The following is an 18,670-nucleotide window of genomic DNA, read 5'->3' on the forward strand; positions in this document are numbered from 1 at the left end:
AATTTAGTATTGTCTTTTTTACCATTCTAAACAAGATTAAAATCTTTCTTAAGCTCCTATTGACATTATATTAGCTGGTTTGTGTACAAGAGCAGGACCGTCCGGACAGGAGCCGAACGGTTCTTTACTATTTTTGCGTTGATTTTATCCATATGTTCCGGTTACAGTGATAACATGAAGGGTAGTTGCCAGTTAATTGCGGGGAAGCCGTACAGGATGAGGGGCGTGAACAAGTTGGGCGGAGGCGAGATATTAACCAAACCGGAGTTGCATGTCCGGAGTTTTGTGGCTACTACGAATACAGATTGGGCGGATGACGGCTTTCACCAGCACCGCACCTTGGAAATCAGCATTTTGCTGGAAGGTAGAGGCGTATTCGAATGGAATGACAGTAAGCTTAACCTGGATGCAGGGCAAGTGATTATCATCCCGCCTGCCCTGCCGCACCGGTTTGAAGGGAAGCAGCGGAATCGCTATGGGGTCATGCATCTGGAAAACATACCGGCTCGGATTATGGAGCACTTATCTGATTTTGGAAGCGGATCCAAGCCAGTTATCATAGCTCTATCCCGTCTCGATAAAGAACGCTTGGAATGGCTTTTTCGCGAATTTTTACGCATATTGTCCAGTCCACTTAAGAAGCAAATGAGAACATACAGTGCATGGGTAGAGGTCATTGTTCTATTCCTGCTTGAACATTCGCAATCGGTTCAGCATGCATTAACGATCACCAAGGCGGCCGATTATATCCGCGAAAATTTGAGTCGAGGTGTGCAAATCGCTGACTTGGCCGCTTTGGCAGGACTGACCGAGGCTGGTTTTCGCCGTTTGTTCGATGAAATCTACGATATGAGCCCCAAGCAGTATTTGCAGCAATGTCGTATGGTCGAGGCCAAATGGCTGCTTAGCTCCTCGAATAAAGAATTGAATGAAATCGCCGAGCAGATAGGATTTGCCAGATTGCATTCGTTCTCGTTATGGTTCAAAAAGGTGGAAGGAATCCCTCCATCGGAGTGGCGTAAAATGCAGCAAAGAAAGACAGATGAATTTTCTATTTAAGCGGATGGCGTTTTGTGTAAATTGTGTTTCGATTTCAATAAATACAATCGGTTCGAAATACATTATTCTTCTAGTGTACCCCGAAAAACGGCAGCATGCGGTAAGTCATGCGTCATAAGCAGGGCGGAAAGGAAGAATAGTGGATGCGCAAAGGAATTAATCAATGGTGTTTTCCAAAAGGAACTTCATTAGCGAATATGTTTGAAACGAGTCGTCAAGCGGGCTTCGATGAAGTTGAACTGAACCTGTACGCACCTGGTGGTGTGGGACTAACCATGGACACCACGGAGGAGGAAGCCAAAGCCATTGGGCGGCTCGCTGAGCTTCATGGGATCCAGCTGCGCTCACTTTCCTCAGAAATCATGGGACGTTATCCGTTGTCTTCCCCGGATCAGGAAGTTCGCAATCTCGGAATTAAGGCTATGCAGAAGCAAATACAAATTGCCGCATGGCTCGGTATGGATACGATTCTTGTTGTTCCCGGCAGAGTGAACGAGGAAGTATCGTATGAGCAGTGCTATGAACGCAGCCGGACAGAGCTAGCCAAGCTGCTGCCGGCTCTGGAGGCGAATCATATCCATATGGGCATCGAAAACGTATGGAATAAGTTCATGTGGTCGCCAATTGAAATGGCCAAGTACATTGATGACTTCGGGTCATCTTTGGTATGCGCTTATTTTGATGTAGGCAATACACTGCTATTTGGTTATCCGCAGCAATGGATTCGTATACTGGGTCACCGAATTCGCAAGGTGCATGTCAAAGATTTTAAGCTGGCTATAGGTAGCCTGAATGGCTTTGTCCCGCTGCTGGCAGGTGATGTCGATTGGAAGGAAGTACGAATCGCATTGAACGATATCGGTTATAAGGATGTGCTGACTGCGGAATTGACGGCTTACACAAGTGCTCCGGAGCAGCTCATCTTCGATACGGCGAGGCATCTTGGTGTGATCATGGGCGACAAACCGAATTAAAAAAGCGTGCTTGTACAATCAAATTCCGAAGGAGTGCGGTATATATTATGGTAAAAATCGCTGTTATGGGTGCAGGCGGTATTGCTGCCGAACATATGAAAGCTTTGAAGCCTCATCCAAACGTAGAGATCGTAGGGATCTGTGATGTAATTCTCGAAAACGCACAAAATATGGTTAATGAAAATGGGGGTCGAGCCTACACTCATTATGAGGAAATGCTGGACCGGGAGCAGCCGAACGGCTTGATTATCAGTGTCCCTCCTTTCGCCCATGGTGATGTGGAAGAGGTCGCAGCGAGTCGTGGAATTCATTTATTAGTCGAGAAACCGGTTGGCCTCAATATGGATGCAGTCAGGAAAAAAGCAGAAGTGATGCAGGCGGCAGGAATTATCGTCAGCACCGGATATTGCTTGCGTTATATGGAAGCCTTGCAAAAAGCACGGGCGTATTTGTCGGATAAGCCGATAGCGATGGTGCGGGCACTGCGCATAAGCGGCATACCCCAAATGCCCTGGTGGCCGATCATGGACAAATCCGGCGGGCAGCTGGTTGAAATGACCACACATAATGTGGATATGATGCGTTGCCTGGCTGGAGATATCACGAAGGTATCCGCTGATATGAACTTGCTTGTGATGAAGGATGGGGGATTCGATATCCCTGATGTCACTTCCGCGAACTTCGTTTTTGCTAATGGGGCAGTCGGACATATCGACACCACGTTTTTTCCGCAGCCTGTCGAACGAGCTTATCTGGAAGTAATGGGCCCTGGGTATCTTCTGACAATTGAAGGTAGAACCTTGACTATAATAGAAGGCAAACAAACTATGGTTTATAAAGGGGATGATGATTTCTATAGAGCTCAGGATCATGCGTTTATCGAAGCGATTGATACGGGTGATCGCAGCCTGATCCTTGCTGATTACAGCGAGGCCATGAAAACGCTGGAGGTCACATTGGCGGCGAATGCTTCAGCTGCTTCAGGTCAAACGGTTTACCTAACCTGATAAAAGGTTCTCATGACATTAGTGATATTGCGATTTGCATTGTATAATAAGCAAGGTGCAGGAAGAATATGTCTGCCGATGCAAATCATACTTTATTCATGGGAGATGGTAATGTGACACAAGCAGGAGATCGTGCGGCTAGCGCCGTGCTAAATACGCCGGGATTGGTCAGTTTTTGGGATTTTCAGGAGCCCTCAGGAGAACCACCAACTTCCCAGGGGAAAGAGCGGTATGTGCTGCAGGATGGGAACGGCGCTGTTGCCAAGGCCAATGAAGGTGTGTTTGGGCCCTCTGCTGCCGACATTCGCAACGGTCAGTGGTATCGGATTGCTCGTGCAGACTGTCCGTCTTTGGATTTCCACGGAGAGACAGCGTTTACATTGTGTGCATGGCTGAAGCGATCCGGTCAGCAGGAGTCAACAAAATGTGAAGCGGTCGTTGGCATGTGGGATGAAACGTATAAGCATCGGCAATATTGCATGTTTCTCAATCTGCGGATTTGGGACAGCGCTCAACAGCTATGCGGACATGTGTCAGCTGAAGGCGGTCCGACACCGGAATATAAGTATTGTATGACATCGGCTATTGGACAAACAGAGGTTTCCTTTGGAGAGTGGCATTTTGCTGTGATCACTTTCGATGGCGAATATGCCAAAGTATTTCTGGACGGACAACTGGATGAACGGGAAACGTTCAACCCCTATTTGTATCCGAAGGCACTGCACAACGGTGGTAGTGAGGGATCAGACTTTACGGTTGCCGGTGTGAATAGGTCCGGAGAAATGGGTAACTTCTATGAAGGCCTGCTCGGTGGGCTGGCGGTATATGACAGGTGTTTGTCTGTAGATGAAATTACTGCGCTGCATCAAGCAACTAGGCCAATCGAGATGGATGCTTCATGATGTAGGCCCTGTTGTACATAATCGATTGGGTGGAACGGCTGCTTCTCACACCGATGTGGAGGAGCAGCCTTTTCGGGTGGAAATGGCCAGTAAGAGTATGGTTGTATGGATTGGAGATTACATGCATGGATATGAAGGATTTCATGAATAATGATAAGCTTCATTGGAATGTGGATATTGAAAATACATTAAATCGGTTTCCTATTTTGCTGCGATTTAACGAGTGGACCAAGGGAACCAGCTTTCATTACCAGCCTGGTGTGGAGATACATATTACTCAAGAGGGAGAGGGAACGATGGTTGTAGGCAGGCAAATCTTGCTGCAGGCTCCCCGTTCTGTCTTGGTATTTCGCGGAACCGTGCCTCATCAGATGATTTCCAAATCGTCTTATAAACGTGCGGTGATCTGTGTCAACTTCAGCAATGAGGATGAGGGCGTGCTTTCAAGCCTGCACCGTCTCATTGATTTTGCCTGGGTACCCGATGATTCGTGCCTGAGCTTTTCGCTTAGTCCTAAGCAGTTCCAGAAAGTAGAGGAGATGTGCAGAGGGCTGAATCATGAGCTGGAAGCTCGCGAGATTGGCTGGGAGCGGATGGCATTGGCTCTTGTACTGCAAATAACAGCTTATTTGCAAAGGAGTACGACAGATTCGGAGCGCGTAACGATGCTGCCGATGAAGGGGAAAAAGAATGATCTTGTGCAGGCTTGTCTGGATTATGTATGTGGAAATCTGGGTGAAGAATTATCATTAAAAGTAGTTGCCAAACGCTTTGCGGTCAGTGAAGAGCATTTGACGCGAAGCTTTACGAAGGAGATGGATATCAGCTTCTATCAGTATGTGCTGCTGCAAAGGGTGGCAGAAGGAAAGCGACTGCTGCGTGAGTCTGCGGATGTGTCTGTCTCGGAGATCGCATATATGATCGGTTTTCCCTCCTCATCTCACTTCAGCCGTCATTTTAAAGCTCTGACAGAGGAGACACCTTCCGCATACCGCCAGCGTTTGTTTGCAGCTGAATAAATGCAGGCAGGCAGCACTTCACCAGATTGGTCAATTATTGACCAGAAACATGTCAAACATCGGCAATCTTATTTCGCTTCTTCATCCTATAATTGATCTTGTCAAGCAACTGCAGGACAAATCGTTAATTGGAGGAGAAGCGAATGAAGGCGACAGAAGGTGGACAGCAAATGACGGTCAAACGTCCAAAGCTGAAGCGTTCGATCATTGATTGCGATATCCATCACTACACAGGGATGAATGTAATAAAACCATATTTGCCTCGTGAATATCGTGAGCTTGTCGATACTTATGGAGCTGCCTTGCCTGGAGGTATGCATTTTAATGGAGGTGTAGGCGGTCGGATGGTCGACTCTTTTCCGCCTGCTGGAGGTCCCGCGGGAAGTGATCTGGCTTACATGCAGGAGCATCATCTCGATCCCCATAATGTTGAATATGGCATCCTGACCGGTGAAGGCATGGGGATGCATGGTACGATCAACCATGATTACGCGGCAGCTTTATGCACCGCAACGAATGAATATACCATTGAGCACTGGCTGGCACAGGACAGCCGGTTGAAAGGTTCAGTATTTATTCCGAAGCAGGAGCCGAATTTATCGGCGCATGAGATTGATCGTATAGGTGGACGGGCGGATATCGCGCAGGTGATCGTTTCCAGCGGGTCGATCTTTCCTTATGGGAATCGATATTACAATCCGATCTATGAAGCATGTGTCCGTCATAACCTGCCATTTACCATTCATGTTGGCGGAGAGGGTAGCGGAGTGAATGCGGCGACTACAGGTGCAGGCTATGTGACCCATTATATAGAATCCAGAGCTGCTCGTCCGCAGGTCATGATGGCTCATCTGGCAAGCTTCATCTTCGAAGGTGTATTTGAGCGGTTTCCTACATTGAAGGTTGTGCTTCAGGAAGCAGGTGTATTCTGGATCGCCCCGTACCTGTGGAGGCTAGATCAGGATTGGAAGGCGCTGCGTGTGCAGACCCCATGGGTGAAGAAGAAGCCAAGCGAGTACTTCCGTACGAATATGCGAGTTACGACGCAGCCGATCGAGATTACGCCGAATCGGGAAGTGTTTGACCAAATGATGGACAGCATCTTCGCAAAGGAAACGATGATGTTCTGCAGCGACTATCCACATTGGGACTTTGATTCCCCGCTAAAAGCATTGCCGAAATTGGATGATGAGCTATGGGATCGTGTGTTTTACCAGAATGCTGCCGATATTTATAGTCTGCCTGTGCGTAAGGCGGAAAGTGAAGGGAAGCAGTCATGACACAGTCGACACAAGAGCAAGCCTCGCAGAAGAAGCCACCAGCTGCTGAGATGCACACCGTTGCACAAGTATCGGAGATTCCTCCTGGCACTCATAAGATTGTGGTAGCCGGCAACCGCAGCATCGGAATTTACAATATCGATGGGCAGTTTTACGCACTGCGCAACGTGTGCCCGCATCAGGGTGCAGAGCTGTGCAGAGGGCTGACCAAACCGCTTGTTAGCTCCTCAGGGCCGGGTCGCTTTGAATATGAGCGTGAAGGGGAAATCGTCCGATGTCCGTGGCATCAATGGGAATTCGATATCAAGACCGGATGTATGATTGTTGATCCGGCGATGCGAACGAAGTCCTATGAGGTAACAGTGGAAATGTTCGGGGTTTCCGTCGAGGATGGAGCGGTGATTGTCCATCTGTAGGCATGGAGTGCGTCGCAATTATATTTAGAGGAAGTCTACGGTTCACTAACTCAGTGAGCTATAGGCTTCTTTTTTCTTGGCTATGTTAAACGTTACTGTTGATTTTTGATACTTACGAACTAATGTTCTATAATAAGGGTAATATCACTGTTCGGAGATGATTTACCTATGGAGTTAAAGGAACTGAAGAGGCTTGCTGATACATTGGACGATAACGGTAAGCGAGAGCTTATCTACTTTTTGCAGTCCCGAACCAAGGGTGTGGCGGTTCCAGTTCGAGCGATTGACGAAATTCAAGAGCAGAAGCATAAAGATGGACTCGTTTGCCCGCATTGCAAAAACCATTCTGTCGTGCGATTTGGAAAGTACGCTGTAAAAACACGTACTGGAGAGGTTAAACGTCAACGATACCGTTGTAAGTCCTGTCGCCAAACGTTCAATGACCTTACAAATACCCCTCTGCAACGAACGAGGAGACCTCATAATTGGGTTCGTTTTATTGAATGCATGATTGAGGGCTTTTCTCTGAGAAAATGTGCTGAGCAGTTAAACGGTGAAGTCACGCACGTAACCTTGTTTTACTGGCGACATAAGATTCTTGCCGCTCAAAAGCAGATTCCAACTGAAGCGTTCCAGGGAATCGTCGAAATGGACGAAACGTATTTCTTATTCTCCGAAAAGGGTAAACGGAATATTGCCGAACGTAAGCCACGTAAACGTGGCGGAAAAGCCAAATATCGTGGTATTAGTAATGACCATGTATGTGTACTCGTTGCCCATGACCGTCAGAAAATGACTTACTCTGGCGTACTTGGGCGTGGACGTATTCGGACTACAAAATTGGATGAAGCGATTGGTGGTCATATATCTGATTCAAACGTGCTATGCACTGATTCGTGGAGAGCATTCAGTTCCTATGCGAATTCAAAGGGCTTGGCTCATTACCGATTCAAGTCCGACGGAAAACACGTGTAAAAGGCGTGTACCATATCCAAAACGTAAACAGCTACCACAGCCGCTTGAAGAAATGGATGGACCGCTTTAATGGTGTTGCAACCAAATATTTGCAACATTATTTGGCATGGTTTCGTTATATAGACAGCAAGGAATATGAGAATACCTCATCGAACAAGAAAAATATGTTGGTTAAATCGTGCCTGTTTACTGTAACCGACACGAATACTAAACTTAGGCTTTCTGCTTATTCTTTTTTAGTCTAACGGTTCTTGTGGGAGGAGAGGGGATATAGGTGTATGCACAAATATTTCTTGGCATTTGGATGCTCGTAAATGCAGGTTTTCATTTTTTTAAGCTTAAATTTTTTCTTAGAAAGTCGGTAATATCTATCTTGAGCGAGGATGAGTTAGCCTCTTACCAAAAGGGATCTGTTTTACCATACATCCTATTAGGCATCCTAATTATCGTTATGGGGATTATCGAGGGCAAGGAGTTGCTTTCTACTCCAGTTTTCATTGGAGTGTATATTATATTGGCTTCCATTCCATTTGCTTTGCTTTTTAGAAATAACAAAAAACACTCTGGCTATTATTTTTGGTAACTCATTTGGATTTGTAACTGGTTGCCGACACATTTAGCACATATTTATACTTTTCATTCCGTAAAGCAGTGAACCATTCCGCTAATGGAGAACGATAGCTCAATAAAACCGCCTTTTCACCGAGGCGGTTTTCTTATGGTCAAATATCAACATTAGAATTTAACATAGCCTTTTTCTTATATAAGGGGTTCACGGTTATGAATCCCGGATGGCAGATCGGCTTGGGGTAAGAAGAAGAAGACAGCACAAATTAAGGGGAGAGGACATGTATTAGAAGTAGAAGATTGCACAAATGTAGGATAGAGGACATGGGTATGGGGTGGAAAGTTTACGGGCCGTCTTTGAAGTCGTGTTCCCACCGCCCAATCTCATCCATGGAACTCGACTTCAACAACGGCTGGAACCCCATACCCATGTCCACGCCAACGCACCTAAGTATGGGTTTAGACAAGTATTTAGCCGCAGGCTGAGTTTTCTAAATTTCGATATGATCGATTCGGGAGCGATCAAACACGATAATGCTGTCTGAACGACGAAGGATTCGTCCCGATCTTGGAACTGAATATTCGGCTCAGGTAGGAGCCGTTCTCATACCCACATTGGATCGCAATCGATTCCATGGTGTCATCTGTTTCCAGCAGCAGCCGCTTGGCCTCCTCCAATCGCAAACGGGTAACAAATTCCAAAGGAGCCACGCCATATGCTGCCTGAAACCGCCTTGTAAACTGAGGCTGCTTGATTCCGAGACTGGACGCAATTTCGTGCATGCTAAGCTCGCCGAACACATTCTTGTGAATGATTCCCGCTGCTTTCTGCATGCTGGGGTCAATCTGCTTTTTACGATTAAAAGTGGATTTTTTTTCCACATCACACAGAAATAAAAGGTCCGCAACCAGATGATTGAGAATAGGAGAGGAGACGCCGTATTTGAGCTCTGTCTTACGCAAATAAGTATAAGTGGAGGAGAGCCGGGCCACATCGTGAATCGTTATTTTGCCAACAGGTGGCCGCAGAAAAGAATCCTCTACTTCCTCGGGTACGGTAAACCGAATCATGTGAAAAGTAATTTCATTGGGTGTCCTGCGCTTTAACACGACATTCGGCGGACAAATCACGATATCCCCAAAGACCGCATGTCCGTTCAACTCCCCGACATCGAAGTCAAACGCGCCTTTTTCAACGCCGAGGATAACATGATTACTGTATATATCCTCGGGCAGCTGGAAGCCAGGTTGGGGTCCCGCATAGACATATCCATCTACATTTATCAGGTTTTGAAGCATGGCACATTCCCCTCCTGCCACCAGATCAACCAAGCTGGCTTTTAATTTGAGAATATCATATTTTATGTAATTATTAAAGGTTTGGATCGGATAGTTGTTTCTCCGCATCTACGCAAAAAAGTGCAAGAGAAATGGCAAATGCGTGTATTACAATCCGTATTTTACGATGATATGATAATAGTGAAATCAGAACATTACGTAGTTCCAAGATGACAATTGCGATAAAGGGGTGGTTCAAATGGAGACAACACAAATCAAAGGATCAGAAAGCAAGTCCAAGTTGAAGCGTTCCATTATTGACACGGATATTCACGGAAGAGCTCCGCGAGAAGGTATGCTGAAGTACATGCCGCGTATTTATCGGGAACAGATTGCTACCTTTGGTTGGCGTCTGCCTGCACAAGGCGGAATGTTTCTGAATGGTGGAACCAACGGTAGTATGCAGGATGTGAACATCCCTGAGGACAGTCAGAACGAAGACACTTATCTCGATTATTTACGGAAAAACCACCTGGACACCTACAATATCGAGTATGGTATATTGACTGGGGGAGGTTATGAGGTTCATGCAGCGGTAGACACCGATTTTGCGGCGGCGGTGTGTTCGGCACACAATGATTATTATTTGGAGAGATACTTGTCGAGAGAAAGCAGACTGAAAGGCTCAATCCTGATTCCTAAGCAGGATCCTATTCTGTCCGCTAAAGAAATTGATCGTGTTGGATCCAATCCCGATATGATTCAGGTCGTGGTCTCCAATGGAGCACAGAAGCCTTACGGGCACCGATTTTATCATCCTATTTATGAAGCTTGCGTTCGCCATAACCTGCCTTTTACCATTCACGTCAGCATGGAGGGGATTGGTATCAACAATCCGACAACGGGTGCCGGGCATGTTACCAGCTACATTGAATACCGTGCAGCTCGTGCTCATATTATGGCAGCACATATGGCAAGCTTTATTTTTGAAGGGGTATTTGAGAAGTTCCCAACACTCAGGGTGGTGATGATGGAAGCGGGAATGCTGTGGATCGCTCCGCTGATCTGGAGATTGGATCAGGATTGGAAAGCATTGCGTCACCAGACACCGTGGGTCAAGGAGCCGCCAAGTGAATATTACCGCAAATTTTTTAGGATCACCTCGCAGCCCTTGGAGCTTCCTCCGACAACCGATATGATCAAGCCAATGATGAATGCCATCCATTGCGAGACGAATCTGATGTTTGCAAGCGATTTCCCGCACTGGGATTTTGATTCCCCGACACATGCCTTCCCGAAATTGGAAGAGAATATGTGGGATCGAATCTTCTACCAGAATGCAGCGGAGCTGTACGGCTTGCCGCAAAGAAAAGCGTCGAAGGGAGTGGCTTTGGCATGACCCGGTATTTGGTAGGCAGCATCTCTGAATTAACACCAGGAACCAAAAAAATTATTCAAGCCGGCGGGCGAAGTGTCGGTGTGTACAACCTGGGCGGCGAATTGTATGCGATTCGGAATTTATGTCCGCATCAAAGTGCAGGGTTATGCGAGGGCATTACGAGCTCGTTTATTACATCCACGGGACCCGGGGAATTTTGCTTTGAGCATGAGGGTGAGATTGCACGATGTCCATGGCATTTTTGGGAATTCAACATTAAGACAGGTCAAATGATGGTGGACCCGAAGGTAAGAACCAAAACGTATGATGTAGAAGTAGAACGGTTTGATGTTTCTGTAGATGAACAGCAGGTCTTCGTCCACATGTAACATCCAGAAGCTAACAGCAGGAGATTAGGGTTATCCCTTCAGAAATGGCGGTGGTAGGAATTAAAGCAACATTGACTCTGCTAAAAAAAGACAAGCATCTGTATTTATTGGCCATACCCGGCATCTTATTCTTTATTGTGTTTCATTATGTTCCGATGTATGGAATATTGATTGCTTTCAAAAAGTACAACGTATACCAAGGATTTGCTGGCAGCCCTTGGGTAGGCTTCGATAATTTTGTAAAGCTTTTTCAAATGAGTGGTTTTGTGAGAGCGCTTAACAATACGATGATTATCAGCCTTTACCAATTGGTGTTTGCTTTCCCTGCTCCTATTATCCTTGCGATTATGTTGAATGAAGTCAGGCACATGCTGTATAGAAAATTTGTGCAAACCGTCATTTATCTGCCCCATTTTGTATCGTGGATTATCATTACAGGCATATTATATGCCTTTTTTTCCCCGTCTACGGGCGTTATCAAAGAGATTTCCGTTTGGCTTGGTTATGAGGGAACTGTGATCAATTTTATGAGCAGCAAGGAATATTTCAGATCGTTGCTGGTTGTCTCGAATATATGGAAGGAAGCAGGGTTCGGGACTGTGCTCTACTTGGCGACCATCGTATCAATTGATCCTCAGTTATATGAAGCGGCGAAGGTGGACGGAGCGAAAAAGTGGCATCAAATTTGGCATATTACGCTTCCGGGGCTGCGAACAACGATTGTCATTTTACTGATCTTCCGGGTAGGCCACATCCTCAACGCCGGGCTGGATCAAGTGTATGCGCTTTATAATCCTCAGGTATATGAAGTCAGCGAAATATTGGACACCTTTATTTACAAGCTGGCTTTCGAAGAGGCCAAATATGATTTGTCGACAGCTACGGGTGTGTTCAAGTCAGTCATTGGTTTGATACTCGTATTGTTCACTAACTATATTGCCAAAAAAATCGACCGGGACAGCGGGATTATTTGAATTAAGGAGGCCAACATGAAGGAGACGTTTGGGGAGAAGTTCATTTATTGGCTGTTAAACGGATTTTTATTACTATTGTCCCTATGCACGCTGTATCCTTTCTGGCATGTCCTGATGTATGCCTTAAGTGATCCCAAGCTATCGATGGGTGGAGGCATATTCCTTCTTCCACGGGGATGGTCGCTATCGTCGTTTGAAATTTTACTGAACAGTAAGGGGATCTATACAGCCTACGGGAACTCCTTGATCAGGCTGGTTGTGGGAACCTGTGTGAATCTGCTATTTACAGCGATGCTTGCTTATCCGTTATCCCTGAAGCGTTTTATCGGTAGAAATGCGATCACACTGATGATCTTTTTTACGATGCTGTTCAGCGGCGGTATGATTCCCAGCTATTTGCTCGTTAAAGAATTGGGACTATTGGATAGTATCTGGGCGCTCATTATTCCGGGTACGATCAGTGCTTGGAATTTGCTGATTATGAAAACGTATTTTCAGAACATTCCTCCTGAGCTCGAAGAATCTGCGAGCATAGACGGAGCTTCGCCCATGAGGGTGTTAATTTCGGTTATACTGCCTGTCTCCATGCCGGTGATTGCTGCGATCGGTTTGTTTTACGGAGTCGCGCATTGGAACTCCTATTTTGACGCAATCCTATATATCAACTCACAGAGCCAACAAGTATTGCAGGTGTTCCTACGGACGATGCTCAACAGCAGTTCTTTGCAGCAGGTACAGGGCTCGGAGGCTTTTGCCAGCAATATCGGGATGGTAACCGAGGAATCGGTCAAGATGGCAACGGTCATTTCATCGGTACTGCCTATGCTGCTCATCTATCCGTTTTTGCAAAAGTACTACGTAAAAGGAGTATTAATCGGTTCAGTTAAAGGATAATGAAATGTAAATTCGGACAAATAACTAGGGGGCTGGCTATGATTAATAAATCTTGGAAATCCATCGTATGGGCAACGACAACAATAATTGCGGTTGGAAGTTTAAGCGCTTGCAGTGGAGGTGCGCAAGGAACGGGTTCCGATGCATCGGGACAGCAGCAAACCAAGCCTGGAGAAACGCCAACCGTTACGATTCTTATGAGCAAGGGCACCAATTTCCCTGAGACCAATCCGGTCATTGACCAAATCAGAAAAAAAACAGGCGCCAACGTGCAGGTCATTGCAGTGGATCTCGGGGATTATGAAAATAAATTGAATGCCATGATTGCATCCGGCAGCCCACCTGACATATTCAACAGCTACAGCAAGCCTAAGATCAAAGATCTGGTAGACAATAAAGCCATTCTTCAGCTTGATCCTTTATTAGAGAAATCAGGAAAAAACATTAGTGAGAATAAAGGCAAATATTTAAAGGGTATCGGCTACATCGACGGCAAAACGTATGCCATCCCGAATGCTTACGGACTCGGTAACGGACTTGCCATCCGTCAGGATTGGCTCGATAAGCTTGGGCTCAAAGTGCCGACAACATTGGATGAATATGAAAATGTTCTGAAAGCCTTTGTTACCAAGGACCCGGATGGTAATGGCAAGAATGATACCATCGGTCTTGGATTGTCTGTATCCATTGATCAGACATTCGAGCATGTCTTCGCGGCTTATGGGGTGCCACTCAAGAGGGGAGTGCTAGTTGACGGTAAAGTGACTCCGTGGCCACTAGCCCCCGGTTATCTGGATGCAGTCAAATACTATAACAAGCTGTACAAGGAAGGGGTGCTCGAGCCTGACTTTGCAACCGTTCCAGCGATGCAGGAATATGAAAAGCTATGGAATGGGAAGATGGGTGCCTTTCAATTTAATCCTCCAGGTACCACACAAAACTGGATGACCCGCTATATTGAAAATCCTAAACCGAAATTTGTGTATACCACGCTCAAGGGACCGAATGGTCAAGGCGGCAATGTTCGTTTTGTTCGTGAGGATAAAGGTCCGTGGACGCACATCTCCAGTAAATCCAAAAACCCTGAAGCTGCGATTAAGGTGCTTGACTTTCTAATCAGCGAAGAAGGCGACCGTTTGACATGGGCTGGAATTGAAGGAACCACCTATACCATGAAAGACGGCAAATTCGAATGGATCAAGCCTTATGACGATGCCGTTCAACTGAGAAATCAGGGGGGCTTCGCCTATTCTGCTATTATTCAACGCCTGGATGGTATGGAGTTTCAGCTGATGAACGATACGACGCGCAAAGGGATCGAACTATCGTATAACAGCCCAATCCCCGATGCTTATCTATTTGGGGTACCTGATATTGAAAGAGACAAAAAGAAGGTTCTTGATGACATGGAGCTTGAATTCAGAACCTCTGCCATCGTATCGAAGGGTGATCTGGATAAACTCTACACGGACTTTAAGAAAAAATATTTAGCCGAAGGCGGAAGCACGTGGATTGAGCAAGCAACGGTTATCTACAACAAGGAAAAAGCGGAATTAAAAAAGTGAAATGAATCAATCGTGCGTTAATCACTGAAGAATGGATAGCACACAGCACAAGCTGACAACGGTATTAGACCGGGGTCAGCTTGTTTGTATGATGGTTGTAAATTGGATGGATATGCATAATATTCGAACATCTGGATAATCTATTACCGTTATAACAGACGGATGGTGAATAGTGTCATGGATAAAAGTATAGGTAAAATTAACTTTTTGCAGGTGTGCATGATTTTGATGCTGATGAATGGACTTATGACTCATGTAGTCGTGAATCCTATGCTGCTGGAGGCATCCGGCAGGGATGCCTGGATTTCCGCTATATTGGCAGGAGTATTGCTATTACCGTGGTGTGCCCTGCTGGTTATCTTTATGAGAAAATCAGGCCAACAGAAGCTTCAGCCTTGGCTAGCGAGCAAGACAAATTCCACAATCTCGTGGTTGCTTGTCATTCCGATTTGTTTGCAATTGTATCTCATCGGAGGGACGACGGTTATCCACACCGCAACATGGACCATTATTAATAACCTGCCCGGTACGCCCAAGCTTGCCTTGGTTTTCACTTTATGTCTGGTCAGCTTGTATTACGCGATTTCTGGCATTCGGATGATAGCGATTAGTGCGGGCATCTTATTACCCATGGTAATTGTACTGGGGTATTTTGTGAGCTTCGCCAATATGCCCAAAAAAGATTTCACCCTGTTGCAGCCGGTTCTGGAGTATGGCTGGCAGCCTGTTATCCATGGCATGCTTTATGCGGGAGGCGGCTTCATAGAGCTGATTATGATCATAGCGATTCAGCATCGAATAAAGTCCCGTGTTCGGCCATGGCAGCTGATGATACTTGCAGCTGTTATGGTGTACATCACGGTCGGTCCCATTATAGGTGGAATTACGGAATTTGGGCATAGAGAAGCCACCAAGCAGATGGAATCACCCTACGAGCAATGGAGGTTGGTAAAACTTGGTAATAATATCGAGCATGTGGATTTTTTATCTGAATTCCAATGGCTTGCCGGCGCGGTGATACGAGTCAGCTTTTCACAGCTATTAATAGGAGAGCTGTTCCCTTTTCGAAGCTTGAAAAAGAAAAAATTTCTAATTTTATCCATCACGATCAGTTATATTGTGCTCACGATGCTTCCCTTGGAAAGCTATTCCGTTTATTTATGGATGTATCAATATTACATGCCGATTTCTTTCACAGTGGCTTTGCTCATATCACTTGTATGCATGGCGATTGCACTCATTTCCAGGAAGGTAAAGGAGGAAGCTGCATGAAAGGAAATAAGCTTGAATCGTCGGAAAGCTGGAGCGAATCTAAACTCAAGGCGTTATTTCCTCACTCGGCGGACGTCCAGATTCATAATTTTCGATTAGAGGATGATGGTTGCTCCGAAGTTACTCTCATTTATAGCGAGGGCTTGTGTGATACCACTCAAATTGGTAGGGTCGTTCTACCTCAGCTTAAAAATATGTATCGCCAGCATGGATTTACTGACTTGCAAGGGGATAATGTATACGGCACCCTCCCTATACATCCAGTAGAGGCCGAAGCCACACCTGTAGAAATAGCCGAATTATTATTTCAGGGGGATCTCCTGCTGCTGTTTCCTCAAACCTCAGCTTTATTTAGAATGTGTATCGGTCATCGTTCTGAGCGCACTCCTGAAGAATCAAGTACAGAGATATCGATCAAGGGTCCCAAAGATGGATTCGTAGAAGACATCATGGTGAATGTGTCACTGATCCGCAAACGGATTCGCAGCAATTCCCTCTGCTATGAAACCGTTACGCTGGGAAGACGAACTAGAACAAGAGTCGGTTTGCTGTACATTGATGACATTATTTCCCCTGATGTGTTGAATGAAGTGAAAAAAAGGCTTAACAAGATTGATGTGGATGGACTTTATAGTATAAACCAACTTGAAGAAATGATTGTTGACGCCAAGTATTCGATGTTTCCTTTACTCGATTACAGCGGTCGACCTGACAAAGCAGTAAGCAGTCTATTGGCAGGGAGATTTGTCATCATTGTCGATGGGAATCCAATGGTATTAGTTGGGCCTACGACCTTTTTGCTTCTAATAAAATCACCTGAAGATCTATATTTTAGTTTCCAAAATGTATCATTTGCACGTTTGATACGTTTATTCAGCTTCTGTATATCTATTTTGCTGCCTGGTATTTGGGTTTCGTTGTCTTCTTTTCACCAGGATCAGATCCCCTTTCGACTGATGGCAACCATTGCTTCAGCACGTATTGGATTGCCCTTTACCGCACAAGCAGAATTGTTAATTTTACTGGTGCTATTAGAGATATTCAGAGAAGCGGGTCTTCGACTACCGAGTACAATTGGACAGACATTGACCGTTGTTGGCGGATTAATTATTGGTGATGCATCTATTCGAGCCGGGTTGGTTTCTCCAAGCGTTGTTGTCGTTGGCGCCATTACAGTAGTTGCAGGAACTACTTTAGTCAATCAATCGTTAAGTTCAACCGTCAGTTTCATGCGATTTTTGATGTTTATGATTTCTTCTTTTCTTGGCATGTACGGACTCATCCTTGGGATGCTGCTGATTCTAGGTTATATGAGCCAGCTTCGTTCCTTCGGTGTGCCCTATATGGCGCCGATTTCCCCTCCGCATTTTAAAGAAATGTTAGGCGCTGTTCTTCGACTTCCCTGGAGCAAATACAAAAAAAGACCTCAATCATTACACACCATAGATTCGGACCGACAAGGGGAGGATTAGCGTGGCTGTAAGCATAAAATGGGTTCTCATACTGGCTGTACTCCTATTGGAGTCAGGCTGCTGGGATTCCAAGCCTATTCAAAATATGGTCTATGTAACAGCTATTGGTCTGGATTATGAGGAAGGCAATTTTATTGTCCATGTACAGACACTAAATTTTAGTAATGTGGCCAAGAGTGAAAATTTCGAAATTGGTAAAAATGTACCCGTGTGGTTAGGCAGAGGAGAGGGGAAAACGGTCAGCGAAGCTTTAACATCGATCTACGCGACCTCACAGGTAAGAGTATACTGGGGACATGTCAGAGCGATCATTTTCAGTGATAGAATGCTTAATGCGACAGATTCGGTTAAGCATGCTTATGACGCCATAAACCGTTATCGTGAGATTAGATATAACATTTTAGTATACGGTACGAAAGAGCCCATGACCAAGATCCTTACACAAAAATCAATTTTTAATTTTTCACCATTAGAGAGCATCATGGATACCCCGGAAGATAGCTATTCTCAAAGGTCCTTTATTCCTCCCCAGTATGGTTACAGGCTTATCGCAGAAGTGAGCGAGCCCGGAAGGACGGCAATGCTTCCATCGCTTGCCACCGTAGACGATAGCTGGACGGAGGATCAAAAGAAAAAATCAATGTTTAAAGTGGACGGAGCCTACATGGTGAACACGCAAGAACTGAGAGGTTGGTTTTCCGGTGACGATCTCAAGGGAGCCAGATGGCTATATAAAAAAATGAAACGTGCGATCATTAATATTCCCGGTAATGGGGACCCGATCGCGGCATTAGTCCTGAAGCTGCCTAAACATCGTATAGAGACTTACCTTGAAAATGGGGAATTGCGCTTTAATATCACTGTTGAGGTCCAAGCTTATGTAGATGAAATGGTCCAAAACACATCTACAAAGAAGATGGAGCAGGAAGCGGAAGCGGTTGTTCGCGAAGAAATAAAATCGACCTATTTAAAGGGAGTTTCGAAGCAGACGGATATTCTGAACTTGCTGGGACAACTTTATGAAAAAAAATATAAAATATGGAAAAGCTTATCTGACGAAAACCAGCTGGTATTAAAAGAAGATACTTTGAACAAAATCGATGTTCACGTAAGGATAACTAACACAGGGACCTACAAAGGCAAGGCACGTTGATTTACAAAATCACATCGATATAGCATATTGGGGAGGACCGATGAAGCAGCTATGCAATTCCGATTGCAGACACGCCTGCTCACGGTCTTTCCTTTC

At 45.5% G+C, this 18,670-nt stretch carries 18 protein-coding genes and 1 pseudogene; 18 read left to right on the top strand and 1 reads right to left on the bottom strand.

From position 1 onward, the window contains the following. Positions 1-225: 225 nt before the first annotated feature. The 10 genes and pseudogenes from BK127_RS04895 (at position 226) to BK127_RS04935 (ending at position 8,215) form a co-directional block, all read left to right on the top strand. Entirely contained in the window at positions 226-1,059 is an 834-nt protein-coding gene (locus tag BK127_RS04895) for an AraC family transcriptional regulator (RefSeq protein ID WP_256711176.1), read from the top strand. A gap of 143 nt (positions 1,060-1,202) precedes the next feature. Further along, complete coding sequence (locus BK127_RS04900; RefSeq protein ID WP_076228912.1) at positions 1,203-2,033, top strand: sugar phosphate isomerase/epimerase family protein; 831 nt, start codon at positions 1,203-1,205, stop codon at positions 2,031-2,033. A gap of 47 nt (positions 2,034-2,080) precedes the next feature. Then, the gene (locus BK127_RS04905; RefSeq protein WP_076228913.1) at positions 2,081-3,040 is read left to right on the top strand and encodes a Gfo/Idh/MocA family protein; all 960 of its coding nucleotides are present in this window, start codon (positions 2,081-2,083) and stop codon (positions 3,038-3,040) included. A 68-nt stretch (positions 3,041-3,108) separates the two neighbouring features. Continuing rightward, positions 3,109-3,942 carry a LamG-like jellyroll fold domain-containing protein gene (locus BK127_RS04910; protein ID WP_256711177.1) on the top strand — a complete coding sequence of 278 codons (834 nt, stop codon included), beginning with the start codon at positions 3,109-3,111 and terminating at the stop codon, positions 3,940-3,942. Further along, complete coding sequence (locus BK127_RS43570) at positions 3,932-4,093, top strand: hypothetical protein (RefSeq protein WP_179097382.1); 162 nt, start codon at positions 3,932-3,934, stop codon at positions 4,091-4,093. The genes BK127_RS04910 and BK127_RS43570 overlap by 11 nt, the downstream gene beginning before the upstream one ends. Continuing rightward, positions 4,068-4,961, top strand: a complete 894-nt coding sequence (locus BK127_RS04915) for an AraC family transcriptional regulator (RefSeq protein ID WP_076228914.1) — start codon at positions 4,068-4,070, stop codon at positions 4,959-4,961. The genes BK127_RS43570 and BK127_RS04915 overlap by 26 nt, the downstream gene beginning before the upstream one ends. A 143-nt stretch (positions 4,962-5,104) precedes the next feature. Next, entirely contained in the window at positions 5,105-6,241 is a 1,137-nt protein-coding gene (locus tag BK127_RS04920) for an amidohydrolase family protein (RefSeq protein WP_083689060.1), read from the top strand. Continuing rightward, entirely contained in the window at positions 6,238-6,657 is a 420-nt protein-coding gene (locus BK127_RS04925; protein WP_083689061.1) for a Rieske (2Fe-2S) protein, read from the top strand. The genes BK127_RS04920 and BK127_RS04925 overlap by 4 nt, the downstream gene beginning before the upstream one ends. Positions 6,658-6,825: 168 nt before the next feature. Continuing rightward, positions 6,826-7,877: pseudogene (locus BK127_RS04930) on the top strand (IS1595 family transposase). Between the two features lie 29 nt (positions 7,878-7,906). Then, the gene (locus BK127_RS04935) at positions 7,907-8,215 is read left to right on the top strand and encodes a hypothetical protein (RefSeq protein WP_076228915.1); all 309 of its coding nucleotides are present in this window, start codon (positions 7,907-7,909) and stop codon (positions 8,213-8,215) included. 506 nt (positions 8,216-8,721) lie between these two features. Here BK127_RS04935 and BK127_RS04940 read toward each other — a convergent pair. Next, a complete protein-coding gene (locus tag BK127_RS04940; protein ID WP_076228916.1) occupies positions 8,722-9,498 on the bottom strand; it encodes a helix-turn-helix domain-containing protein in 777 nt (258 codons plus the stop codon). A gap of 238 nt (positions 9,499-9,736) precedes the next feature. On the opposite strand from BK127_RS04940, the gene BK127_RS04945 reads away from it, so the two are divergent. The 8 genes from BK127_RS04945 to BK127_RS04980 all read left to right on the top strand — a co-directional run bounded on the left by BK127_RS04945 (position 9,737) and on the right by BK127_RS04980 (position 18,574). Continuing rightward, entirely contained in the window at positions 9,737-10,876 is a 1,140-nt protein-coding gene (locus tag BK127_RS04945; RefSeq protein WP_076228917.1) for an amidohydrolase family protein, read from the top strand. Then, positions 10,873-11,244 carry a Rieske (2Fe-2S) protein gene (locus BK127_RS04950; RefSeq protein WP_076228918.1) on the top strand — a complete coding sequence of 124 codons (372 nt, stop codon included), beginning with the start codon at positions 10,873-10,875 and terminating at the stop codon, positions 11,242-11,244. The genes BK127_RS04945 and BK127_RS04950 overlap by 4 nt, the downstream gene beginning before the upstream one ends. 44 nt (positions 11,245-11,288) lie before the next feature. Next, complete coding sequence (locus BK127_RS04955) at positions 11,289-12,218, top strand: ABC transporter permease (protein WP_076228919.1); 930 nt, start codon at positions 11,289-11,291, stop codon at positions 12,216-12,218. A gap of 15 nt (positions 12,219-12,233) precedes the next feature. Further along, complete coding sequence (locus tag BK127_RS04960; protein ID WP_076228920.1) at positions 12,234-13,112, top strand: carbohydrate ABC transporter permease; 879 nt, start codon at positions 12,234-12,236, stop codon at positions 13,110-13,112. A gap of 38 nt (positions 13,113-13,150) precedes the next feature. Next, positions 13,151-14,677 carry an extracellular solute-binding protein gene (locus BK127_RS04965; protein WP_076228921.1) on the top strand — a complete coding sequence of 509 codons (1,527 nt, stop codon included), beginning with the start codon at positions 13,151-13,153 and terminating at the stop codon, positions 14,675-14,677. Between the two features lie 177 nt (positions 14,678-14,854). Next, positions 14,855-15,949, top strand: coding sequence for an endospore germination permease (locus BK127_RS04970; RefSeq protein WP_076228922.1), 1,095 nt, complete (start codon positions 14,855-14,857; stop codon positions 15,947-15,949). After that, complete coding sequence (locus BK127_RS04975; protein WP_076228923.1) at positions 15,946-17,421, top strand: spore germination protein; 1,476 nt, start codon at positions 15,946-15,948, stop codon at positions 17,419-17,421. Before BK127_RS04970 ends, BK127_RS04975 begins: the two co-directional genes overlap by 4 nt. Position 17,422: 1 nt before the next feature. Further along, complete coding sequence (locus BK127_RS04980; protein WP_179097383.1) at positions 17,423-18,574, top strand: Ger(x)C family spore germination protein; 1,152 nt, start codon at positions 17,423-17,425, stop codon at positions 18,572-18,574. The last annotated feature ends 96 nt before the right edge of the window (positions 18,575-18,670 follow it).

This window comes from Paenibacillus sp. FSL H7-0331 (assembly GCF_001956045.1).

Coding starts and splice junctions, on each gene's coding strand:
- BK127_RS04955 (WP_076228919.1), top strand. CDS start 11,289: ATGGCGGTGGTAGGAATTAAAGCAACATTGACTCTGCTAAAAAAAGAC.
- BK127_RS04975 (WP_076228923.1), top strand. CDS start 15,946: ATGAAAGGAAATAAGCTTGAATCGTCGGAAAGCTGGAGCGAATCTAAA.
- BK127_RS04965 (WP_076228921.1), top strand. CDS start 13,151: ATGATTAATAAATCTTGGAAATCCATCGTATGGGCAACGACAACAATA.
- BK127_RS04945 (WP_076228917.1), top strand. CDS start 9,737: ATGGAGACAACACAAATCAAAGGATCAGAAAGCAAGTCCAAGTTGAAG.
- BK127_RS04950 (WP_076228918.1), top strand. CDS start 10,873: ATGACCCGGTATTTGGTAGGCAGCATCTCTGAATTAACACCAGGAACC.
- BK127_RS04940 (WP_076228916.1), bottom strand. CDS start 9,498: ATGCTTCAAAACCTGATAAATGTAGATGGATATGTCTATGCGGGACCC.
- BK127_RS04960 (WP_076228920.1), top strand. CDS start 12,234: ATGAAGGAGACGTTTGGGGAGAAGTTCATTTATTGGCTGTTAAACGGA.
- BK127_RS04920 (WP_083689060.1), top strand. CDS start 5,105: ATGAAGGCGACAGAAGGTGGACAGCAAATGACGGTCAAACGTCCAAAG.
- BK127_RS04910 (WP_256711177.1), top strand. CDS start 3,109: ATGTCTGCCGATGCAAATCATACTTTATTCATGGGAGATGGTAATGTG.
- BK127_RS04925 (WP_083689061.1), top strand. CDS start 6,238: ATGACACAGTCGACACAAGAGCAAGCCTCGCAGAAGAAGCCACCAGCT.
- BK127_RS04905 (WP_076228913.1), top strand. CDS start 2,081: ATGGTAAAAATCGCTGTTATGGGTGCAGGCGGTATTGCTGCCGAACAT.
- BK127_RS04915 (WP_076228914.1), top strand. CDS start 4,068: ATGGATATGAAGGATTTCATGAATAATGATAAGCTTCATTGGAATGTG.
- BK127_RS04970 (WP_076228922.1), top strand. CDS start 14,855: ATGGATAAAAGTATAGGTAAAATTAACTTTTTGCAGGTGTGCATGATT.
- BK127_RS43570 (WP_179097382.1), top strand. CDS start 3,932: ATGCTTCATGATGTAGGCCCTGTTGTACATAATCGATTGGGTGGAACG.
- BK127_RS04900 (WP_076228912.1), top strand. CDS start 1,203: ATGCGCAAAGGAATTAATCAATGGTGTTTTCCAAAAGGAACTTCATTA.